The following is a 9721-nucleotide window of genomic DNA, read 5'->3' on the forward strand; positions in this document are numbered from 1 at the left end:
AACCACGGCGATCTCCACCGCTTCACGGATGAAACGGCCGTCGGCCACGCGCTGGGCGGAGATTTTGCGCACGAAGGTACCGCGCTGCGGCAGAACCTGCACCAGGCCGGCTTCCGCCAGTTTGATAAAGGCTTCCCGCACCGGCTGCCGCGACACGTTGAAACGCGCCGACACTTCTTTCTCCGACAGCAGCGAGCCCGGATGGATCACGCAGGTCACGATATCCTTCCGCAGATAGCGATAAATCTGCTGATTTACCGGTTCGCTGGTGGTTATGGTATAGGCAATCGACATGCAGCAATATCCGTATTACGGCTGGCCGCCGCCAGCCCGATGAGAAAGCGTCAGTCTAATCAGCACGCTGCGTCTGCGCTACACATTTGTGCAGGCGGCTTAGCCTTCTGTGACCAGCGCCTGCACCGTGGCGCGTGCACCGGTAAGCCGCAGCTGCTGATACAGCTCAGTAAGCCGCGTAACAAACACCGTGTGATAACGTAAGTCGTCGCCGAACACCGCCTGCAGGCGCAGTAAGGCCTCAACGCGCTGCGGGCCATCCTCGCTATTGGCAACAATGCTGGCCAGCTGCGCGCTGAGCGGATCGCGAATCTCAATCGCCGCGCCCTGCTCATCGACGCCGCTGATATAGCGCATCCAGCCTGCTACGCCCAGCAGCAGATAATCACAGGCCGTCCCGTTACGCAGATGCCAGCGCACGCTATCCAGCAGGCGCTGTGGCAGTTTCTGCGTGCCGTCGGTGGCGATTTGATAAGTGCGATGTTTAATCGCCCGGTTTTCGTAACGGGCGATCAGCGAGTCGGCATAGGCGACCAAATCGACATCCTGCGTGCGCAGCGTGGGTGCCTGATCCTGCAGCATCAGCGCGCGCGCCGCCTGACGAAAATTGGCATCGGCCATGCAATCGCTGATGTGCTGATACCCGGCCAGATAGCCGAGATAAGCCAGGAACGAGTGGCTGCCGTTGAGCATGCGCAGCTTCATCTCTTCGTACGGCAGCACATCACGCACCAGCTCAGCACCGGCCTGTTCCCAGGCCGGGCGGCCGCTGACGAAGTTATCTTCAATCACCCACTGGAAAAAAGGTTCGGCCTCCACCGCCACCGGATCGCGACTGCCCAGCCGCGCTTCCAGCGTCGCGAAAGCTTCATCGGTCATCGCCGGTACGATGCGATCCACCATGGTTGAGGGAAAGGTGAGGTGGGTCTGAATATAATCCGCCAGCGCCGGGCTGCGGCGCTGCGCCAGCTGGGTTATCACATTGCGCGTAACGTGGCCGTTCTCCGGCATGTTGTCACACGACATCACGCTAAACGGCGGCAGATCGCGCTGGCGACGGCGTTCAATCGCTGCCAGGATCACGCCGGGCAGCGAGCGCGGCGCGTCAGGATGCGCCACATCGTGCACGATGTCCGGATGCGTCAGGTCGAGCTGGCCGCTCGACGGCAGCGAACAGTAGCCTTTTTCCGTGACCGTCATCGACACGATGGCGATTTCCGGCTGGCTCATCGCTTCAATCACCGCCTCTATACCGTCACTTTTCGCGTGCAGCGCCTGGGTAATTACGCCAACAATGCGCGTGTGCAGGCTGTCGTCGGCCATTTCGGTCACGCTGTACAGCAAATCCTGCTGGCGCAGAGCGGCGATCAGCGCGCCGCTGTTGAGATTCACTTCGCAGTAGCCCCAGTCGCTGCCGTACTGCGCCAGTTGGTCAGTGGCCAGCGCCTGATGCGCGCGGTGAAAGGCACCAAAACCGATGTGCACCATGCGGGTTTTCAGCTGGCTGCGGTCGTAACGGGGGCGCTGTACGTCAGCGGGAAGGCGATCGGGTTGTAACATGCATAATCCTTGTGGCAAACGGGGCGCGCGGCGCCCCGGCAGAGTCATTCGATTAAACGGAAACCGGTTTGTCGCTGGCTTTCGGGCTGCGAATCACAAACAGCACCAGCAGCGCGCCAAGAGCCGCCACCACGCCCGCCAGCACAAAGGCGCTGTCAAATTTGCCGGTGTGCTGCACGATGAAGCCGGTAACGATCGGGCCGATAATGCCGGACAGGCTGCCAATCAGGTGAATAAAGCCGCTGATGCTGCCGACGCGGCTTTTGTGCACCACATCCTGAATAATCGCCCAGTAAATGGCACCGGTGATGTAGAGGAAGAAGATGGAGATCGACATCATGATCACCGCCGAATTCACCTCTTTGATGGTGCCCGCCAGCGCCACACATATCGCTGCCGCCAGCAGCGATACTACCAGCACAATCTTGCGTGATAGCAGCAGCTTACCGGTAATATTAAAGATTTTATCGGAAATCCAGCCGCCCAGCGCCAGGCCAACGAAGCCGACAATCCACGGGATCATGGTAGTGATGCTCATGGCTTTGATATCCAGCCCGTGCGCCTGCACCAGATAGGCCGGGAACCAGCTCAGGAAGAAGAACAGAATGTAGTTGTAGCAGAAGAAGGCGAACGCGGTAACGAGGATAATCGGCTGACGCAGATAGTAGCCCATGCCGTGCGCTTTGCCGTCCGCGTCGATGATATCTGCCGGCTCTTCCGCTTTCAGTTTCTCTACCAGCGCGCGCTCCTGCGCAGAGACGCGCTTACTGCGCGCCGGATTATCGGCGGCGAAGAAGAACCACAGCGCCATCCACACCAGACCAATCAGGCAGATCACCACAAACGCCGGACGCCAGCCGAAGGAGAGCGCCAGGTAGCCGACAATCGGCCCGGCGACCGCGCCGCCGAGCGGGGAACCGGCACTCAGCAGACCCATGGCGGTGGCGGCCTGCTTTTTCGGGAACCAGCCGTTGATGGCTTTGTTGGCCGAGGCGCAAATCGGACCTTCCGCCATGCCGAACAGCACGCGCAGAATCATCATCGACCAGAAACCGGTCGCCAGCGCGGTCATACCGCAGAACAGCGACCACAAGCCGACGGCGGTGCCGAGCACAATCGTCGGGCCGAATTTATCGGTGGCTAAACCGCCAATAAAGTTGAACAGCGCGTAGCCGAAGAAGAAGCTGCCGAAGATCAGGCCGAACTGCTCGGCATTGATCATCAGATCTTTTTCCACCAGCGGCACGGTGAGCGACAGGGCAATACGATCGAGGTAGTTGATCATATAAACCAGGAACAGCAGCAGTACGAGGGTCCAGCGTAGATTCTTCAGCATAGAAACTCCGTTTCCCTGTTCTTCTTCAGACTGCAGCGTCACGGGGAGATGACCTTGATGACCGCGGCGCTGCGCCTGATTTATGCAGGGGATTATTGTTGTGGCCGGCGGGTACGCACCGGCATCAGGGACATCTGGTGTGGCGCATCACTCAATCCATTTGCAGGATCACTTTGCAGCAGGTGCGCGGGTCTTGTTCAAACAGTGTCATGGCGCGCTCGATCTGCGCCAGCGGGAAATAGTGGGTAACCAGTTTTTCCGGCTGGATCAGTCCCTGTTCCAGCCACGCAATCACCTGCGGGAAGCGGTTGCTGTTCAGGCGCGAGGTAAACAGCGACAGCTCTTTGCTGGTCAACGCCTGCTGCGTCAGGCTGCACGGCTCAGCAGAAAACCCGAGCAGGCCAATGCGCGCTGCCGGCGAGGCCAGCGCCGCCGCTTCGGCGAGGATCGCCGGATGGCAGGCGGCGTCAATAATCAGCGTCGGCTGAACGCCTTCCAGCTGCGCCGCCAGCGGGATCTCGCTGTTGTTATACAGGCGATCGGCACCGTTTTGCTGCGCCAGCGCCAGCCGCTCTGGCAGGCGGTCCACCACCAGCACCTGCTGTACGCCGTACACGCCTTTCAGCACCTGAATGGCGGTCAGCCCCATCGGACCGGCACCGTAAATCAGCGCCACATCCTGTGGCTGCGGTTTGAGGAACGCCGTGATATTCGCGGCAATGGTGAAGGGCTCAACCAGGCTGGCGAGTTGGTCGGGAATGCTCGCCGGCAGGCGATGGGCATTTTTGGCTGGTGCCACGGCATACTCACTGAAGCCGCCGTCGCGGTGGACGCCAATCACCTGCAGTGACTGACAGACATTAGGACGGCCAACGGAGCAGGGATAGCAGTGGCCGCAGCTCACCACCGGATCGACCGCCACGCGCTCGCCCAGCCGGCTGGCATCAACGTCCTGTCCGACCGCGTCAATCACGCCGAAAAACTCATGGCCGATCACGCGCGGATAGCGGGCAAACGGATTGTGACCGTGCCAGATGTGCACGTCAGAGCCACAGATGCTGGCAAATTTCACTTTTACCCGTACTTCATCAGCGGCGGGCTGCGGCAGCGCGCGCTCGGCCAGCAGCAGTTTACCCGGTTGTTCAATCACCACACTTTTCATCATTCACTCCTGGCGGGTGGCCTGAAGGCGCGGCACACCAGCAATAACGCGACAGTAATGACGAAAAAATACGCGCAATAATACTACCATACAAGTTACTGTTGCAGAGTTGTGAACGCAATCACAGAGCGGATGGGGTAGTTGCAAAGAGAAGTTTAAGAATGGCGTTGCGGTGCGCCTCACTGCACACCCTGTAAAGTCGTTATCTGGTTTACAGGGTCGCCATTCAGGGCGACCGGAATAAACGCTGCAAAATGACAGGCCTGCTGCGATCGACGGCACGCTCGCCGCGCAACATTAAGGCCGCCGTAACGTCACCGCGCTGAGCGTGCGCCACAATAACTCTTTATCCTGCGGTGACACATTACGCTGCTGAATGTCGCGCATAAATTCGGCCTTCTCTGGTGCCTGCAGCGTCGTGCCCTGTTTCAACTGCGCGGCAAGCTGCGTCAGAATCGCGTCGCTGTAATGACCAATGCTTTTGCGCACCTCATCCAGCGGACGCGGCTGCCAGTGCGGCTCCGGCGTCGCCAGCCAGTCGGCTCGATAGCGATACTGCACCGCTTTCGCCACATCCATCTGTGCCTGAATAAACGGCTGTACCGTGGCATCGTCCAGGCCCAGCTGACGCGCTTCCGCCAGGGCTTTGTCCAGCACCTTACGCTCCTGACCCAAATCTTCAATCGGCTGATGATGCTGCGCTTTATAACCCGCCACATCCTTCATGTAAGACAAACGCGTGTTAATAAGCTGGCCCGGCGAAGGACTGCTGAGTTCTGCCGCGGCGGCGGAACAGCTGCAAATCAGCAGCGCTAACGTGGCCGATCGTAACTGCATTTCCATACTGATGCTCCCAATGTTCAACCCAGGCGCTGGATCTGCGCGAGGCTCAGGCTAAGACAAAATAATGACATGACAAAGTACAGGGTGAAAAATTATCTTGTTTTTTAATCTACCAACTAGTAGGTTTGTTTTCCAGCGCCTTTTGCCGCAATGTTATTGCGCTTTGGGTTGAATGATTTCTGGCACAGGGCTGCCGCTGAGGCAGCGCTTATCATCAAAAGGAACACTCCATGACGGTCTTATCACATTACAAACGCCTTTCACTGCTGATTGCCGGTTCACTGCTGGCCGGTGCCACGCTGTCGCCGGCGATGGCGGCAGAGATGGCAGGGCAAAAAGTGCAGGTACGTGGCGTTGTTGAATCGGTAAACGGGCAGCAGCTCACTATCAAGTCACGCGAAGGATCGGAGGTCAGCGTGGCCATGAAGCCAGGCGCGATGGTGTCTGCGGTGGCGAAGGCCAGCATCAGCGACATTAAAAAGGGCGATTACGTGGGCATTGCCTCGCTGCCGAAAGCGGGCGGCGGAGATGGCGCGCTCGAAGTGCTGATTTTCCCGGCGCAGCTGAAAGGCGCAGGCGAGGGCAACTTCAGCTGGGATCTGAAGCCGGGCAGCTCAATGACCAACGCCACGGTCGCCAATAGCGTCACCTCGGTGGATAACAGCGAAGTGACGGTGAGCTATCACGGCCATCAGAAAAAAATTGCCATTCCGGCCGGTACGCCGGTGGTGACGCTGGCGGCGGCCACCCCGGATGACCTGAAACCCGGCACCACGGTGTTTGTTCCGGCCGAGAAGGGCGCCGACGGTAAGCTCACCGCAGGCAATATCATTGTCGGCAAAAACGGCGTAGTGCCGCCGATGTAATCCGGCTCCAGCCAGGCCTCGCCTGGCTGGTAAGGGGCTCGATGATGCAACAGCCTTCACCTTCCCGCAGTAAAACCCTAATCCGACGTCATTCGCTGCTGGTGCGCGTGACGCACTGGGTCAACGCCCTGTGTTTTGCCGTACTGTTGATGAGCGGACTGCAAATCTTTAATGCGCATCCGCGTCTGTATGTCGGCCTGTATGGCGCAGACCATGAGCAGCCGGTGTTTGAAATCGGCAATCGTCAGCAGCAGGGATTTGCCCGGCTCGGCTCGCTGCAACTGAATACCACCGGCGTGCTCGGTGTCTCGAAGCTGGAGGGCACGCTGACGGCGCGCGCGTTCCCCGGCTGGCTGACGCTGCCGTCGTGGCAGGATTTGGGAGCCGGTCGCCACTGGCACTTCTTTTTTGCCTGGCTGCTGCTGTTCAACGGCGTGATTTATCTGCTGCACGGTTTCTGGCACCGGCACTTTCGCCGCGATCTGTTGCCCGACCGTCAGCAACTGGGCGCGCGTCATTTGTGGCAGGAGATTTGCGACCACGCCCGGCTGCGCTTCGCCCGCGGTGAAGCGGCGCGGCGCTATAACGCGCTGCAGAAACTCAGCTATCTGCTGGTGATCTTCATACTGCTGCCGCTGATGCTGCTAAGTGGATTAACCCTGTCGCCAGCACTGGATGCGGCGCTGCCGTTTTTACCCGATCTGTTTGGCGGCCGTCCCACGGCGCGCACGGTGCACTTTATCACCGCAACGCTGCTGGTGCTGTTTGTGCTGGTGCATGTAGTGATGGTGCTGGTGTCAGGCGTGTTCAATAACCTGCGTTCGATGATCACCGGCCGTTACGCGATCGACAAAGAGGATACCCCATCATGAAAATCGAGCTGTCGCGTCGCCGCCTGCTGCTGGGCGCGCTGTCCGGCGCCGGCGCGGCGCTGCTGAGCGGTTGCGATCAACTGACGCAAAACGACACGGTCAGCGGCTGGCTCAATCAGACCGAGCGGCTGACGCGTGCCAGCCAGCGCCTGCTGGGCGGCCAGCGGCTGGCACCGGAGTTCAGCGAGGCCGATATTTCGCCGCTGTTCCGCGCCAACGGCACGCAAATGCCCGACTCCGACGAATATGCGCGTTTGCTGGCGAACGGGTTTGCCGACTGGCGGTTGCGCGTCACCGGGCTGGTGCAACAGCCGCTGAGTTTATCGCTCAGCGATCTGCAGCGGTTCCCCAGTCGCACGCAGATTACCCGGCACGACTGCGTGGAGGGCTGGAGCGCGATTGGCAAATGGCAGGGCGTACCGCTCGGACTGGTGCTGGATGCGGCGCGCCTGCGGCCAGGTGCCCGCTACGTAGTGTTCCTGTGTGCCGACGAACTGGAGCAGACGCTGGACGGCAGCGGGCGCTACTACGAAAGTATCGATCTGCAGGATGCGTGGCATCCGCAAACGCTGCTGGCCTACCGTATGAACGATCAGCCGCTGCCGGTCGCGCACGGTGCGCCGCTGCGTCTCCGGGTCGAGCGCCAGCTCGGTTACAAGCACGCCAAGTATCTGATGGAAATTAAAGTGGTGGATTCGTTTGCCCAGCTGTGGGGCGGACGCGGTGGCTACTGGGAAGATCGCGGTTACGAGTGGTATGGCGGTATCTGAACGTCAGAACGCAGAAAAGCAAAAAGCCTGCTTTAAAAGCAGGCTTTTCTAAATCTGGCTCCTCTGACTGGACTCGAACCAGTGACATACGGATTAACAGTCCGCCGTTCTACCGACTGAACTACAGAGGAATCGTTTGGAACGGGGCGCATATTATCGGGCAGGCTGTGGCTTGTCAAAGCTCTTTTTCACAATTTTTTCTGACTGCTGAATAAAGCGTCAATTGCCCGACGCGGGCCCGCGCGATGGCGCGAATTAGCGCCAGCACTGCGCCTGATTGTGAGAGATGTCACCAATGCTATGCAAAATTACATTCTGATTTGTCGCTTCTGTCAGATACCTCGCATGTATGATCACAGATATTTCATTTTTCCGTTGTCGCCGCCCAAAACGAAACATATATTCCGGGAAACTCATCCCCGTGAACCGCAGGTGCAGCATGAACAAAGTCAGAATCGGTATGATTGGCAGTGGATATATTGGGCGTTGTCACGCGATTGCCTATGCGCAGGCACCCACGGTGTTCGCCCTGAAGGGTGAGATTGTGCGCGAGATGCTGGCAGAGGTGAATCCGGCGCTGGCGGCGCAGCAGGCGGCGACGTTTGGCTTTGCCCGTTCGACGGGCGACTGGCGCGAGCTGGTGCGCGATCCGCACATCGACGTGGTCGATATCTGCGCGCCCAATTTCCTGCACAAAGAGATGGCGCTGGAGGCGATTCGCCACGGCAAGCACGTCTACTCCGAAAAGCCACTGTCGCTCTCGGTGGCCGATGCCGAAGAGATGGTGCAGGCGGCAGAGCAGGCGGGAGTGAAAACCCTGGTGGGCTTCAACTACATGAAAAACCCAACCAGCCAGCTGGCGCGGGAGATTATCGCGCGCGGTGAGATCGGCGAGGTGGTGCACTTTTACGGCACCCATAACGAAGATTACCTGGCGCGCGCGGAGACGCCGCTCGACTGGCACTGCCAGAAAGCGCTGGCCGGTCTCGGCGCGCTTGGCGATCTGGCGGCGCATATCGTCAACATGGCGCACTATCTGGTCGGTGATATTGATGAGGTGAGCGGTGACATGATGACGGTGATCAAACAGCGACCAGATCCGAAGGCGCCGTCACGTATGCTGCCGGTGGAAAATGAAGATCAGGCCAGCGCGCTGCTGCGCTTTAAAAATGGCGCGCACGGCGTGATTGAAACCTCGCGCATCGCCTGCGGCAGCAAGATGGGGCTGACTTATGTGGTGACCGGCACCAAAGGCACGCTGCGCTACACGCAGGAGCGCATGGCTGAGCTGGAACTGTATCTGCACGACGATCCGGCCGGTCGCCAGGGCTTTAAAACCATTCTCACCGGTCCGGCGCACCCCGATTACGCCAGCTTCTGCGTCTCGGCCGGCCACGGCATCGGTTTTAACGATCAGAAAACGGTCGAGATTCGCGATCTGATCAACGGCATCGCCGCCGGCGATCGCATGTGGCCGGATTTTGCCGAAGGGCTGCAGGTGCAGAAGGTGCTGGAAGCGGTGGCGATTTCCGCCGTGGAGCGCCGCTGGATGAAGGTGTGATGCAGAGCGTCAGCCGCAGACGCACGTAACCGGTCGCCATGAATGGCGACCCTACACGGTGCGTGCAGGGATGGCGAGCCTCTTAGGGTGCGCATTTATGCGCACCGGGATAATGCAGAAATTTTCCAAAGATTACGCCAGCAACGCACACTGCGGCGGCAGGCGGCAGCTCAACGCGCCGGGCTGCACCTCAATCACAAACTCACTGCCGGACAGCGGCTCGCCGTCGAGGTTAAAGGTCATCTCATGCGGTGAACGGATGGTCAGTGACGTCAGCTGTGCCGCGACAATGTTCGGGTTTTCATCGTCGCGCGTCAGCGAGTGCAGCAGCGTTGGCAGTAGCTCCTGGGCGGTTACGATGCTGAGATTAAGTTGTCCGTCGTTGATCAGCGCTTCCGGACACAACCGCTGTCCGCCACCGGCCTGACGGCCATTGCCAATGCCAATCACCAGCGCG

Annotated in this window: 9 protein-coding genes, 1 tRNA gene and 1 pseudogene; 4 read left to right on the plus strand and 7 right to left on the minus strand. The window is 59.5% G+C overall.

Annotation, left to right across the window (positions count from 1 at the left end):
• The 5 genes from ERD80_RS04335 to ERD80_RS04355 form a co-directional block, all read right to left on the minus strand.
• On the minus strand, nt 1–294 hold a 294-nt coding region (locus tag ERD80_RS04335), incomplete at its 3' end, for a GntR family transcriptional regulator (RefSeq protein ID WP_136545880.1).
• Between the two features lie 99 nt (nt 295–393).
• Nucleotides 394–1854 carry a mannitol dehydrogenase family protein gene (locus tag ERD80_RS04340; protein WP_058780332.1) on the minus strand — a complete coding sequence of 487 codons (1461 nt, stop codon included), beginning with the start codon at nt 1852–1854 and terminating at the stop codon, nt 394–396.
• Between the two features lie 52 nt (nt 1855–1906).
• The gene (locus ERD80_RS04345; protein ID WP_058780333.1) at nt 1907–3190 is read right to left on the minus strand and encodes an MFS transporter; all 1284 of its coding nucleotides are present in this window, start codon (nt 3188–3190) and stop codon (nt 1907–1909) included.
• A gap of 151 nt (nt 3191–3341) precedes the next feature.
• Entirely contained in the window at nt 3342–4352 is a 1011-nt protein-coding gene (locus tag ERD80_RS04350) for a Zn-dependent oxidoreductase (protein ID WP_136545888.1), read from the minus strand.
• A gap of 297 nt (nt 4353–4649) precedes the next feature.
• The gene (locus tag ERD80_RS04355) at nt 4650–5195 is read right to left on the minus strand and encodes a chorismate mutase (protein ID WP_136545882.1); all 546 of its coding nucleotides are present in this window, start codon (nt 5193–5195) and stop codon (nt 4650–4652) included.
• 230 nt (nt 5196–5425) lie between these two features.
• Here ERD80_RS04355 and ERD80_RS04360 point away from each other — a divergent pair, with 230 nt between their 5' ends.
• Genes ERD80_RS04360 through ERD80_RS04370 form a run of 3 tightly spaced genes read left to right on the plus strand, consistent with a single transcriptional unit; the run spans nt 5426 to nt 7703 of the window.
• The gene (locus ERD80_RS04360; RefSeq protein ID WP_104093096.1) at nt 5426–6061 is read left to right on the plus strand and encodes a hypothetical protein; all 636 of its coding nucleotides are present in this window, start codon (nt 5426–5428) and stop codon (nt 6059–6061) included.
• Between the two features lie 41 nt (nt 6062–6102).
• A complete protein-coding gene (locus tag ERD80_RS04365) occupies nt 6103–6933 on the plus strand; it encodes a cytochrome b/b6 domain-containing protein (RefSeq protein ID WP_136545884.1) in 831 nt (276 codons plus the stop codon).
• Nucleotides 6930–7703: a molybdopterin-binding protein gene (locus ERD80_RS04370; RefSeq protein WP_021509306.1), complete on the plus strand. Its 774-nt coding sequence runs from the start codon at nt 6930–6932 to the stop codon at nt 7701–7703. Before ERD80_RS04365 ends, ERD80_RS04370 begins: the two co-directional genes overlap by 4 nt.
• 55 nt (nt 7704–7758) lie before the next feature.
• On the opposite strand, the gene ERD80_RS04375 is transcribed toward ERD80_RS04370, so the two are convergent.
• Nucleotides 7759–7834: transfer RNA gene (locus ERD80_RS04375), tRNA-Asn, on the minus strand.
• Between the two features lie 308 nt (nt 7835–8142).
• Here ERD80_RS04375 and ERD80_RS04380 point away from each other — a divergent pair.
• Nucleotides 8143–9264 carry a Gfo/Idh/MocA family oxidoreductase gene (locus tag ERD80_RS04380; protein ID WP_136545886.1) on the plus strand — a complete coding sequence of 374 codons (1122 nt, stop codon included), beginning with the start codon at nt 8143–8145 and terminating at the stop codon, nt 9262–9264.
• A 132-nt stretch (nt 9265–9396) separates the two neighbouring features.
• Here the strand turns inward: ERD80_RS04380 and ERD80_RS04385 are convergent.
• A pseudogene (locus tag ERD80_RS04385) lies at nt 9397–9721 on the minus strand (lipid kinase YegS); the annotation flags it as partial.

The sequence above is a fragment of the Pantoea sp. R102 genome, from assembly GCF_004916815.1.
Lineage (GTDB): Bacteria > Pseudomonadota > Gammaproteobacteria > Enterobacterales > Enterobacteriaceae > Pantoea > Pantoea dispersa.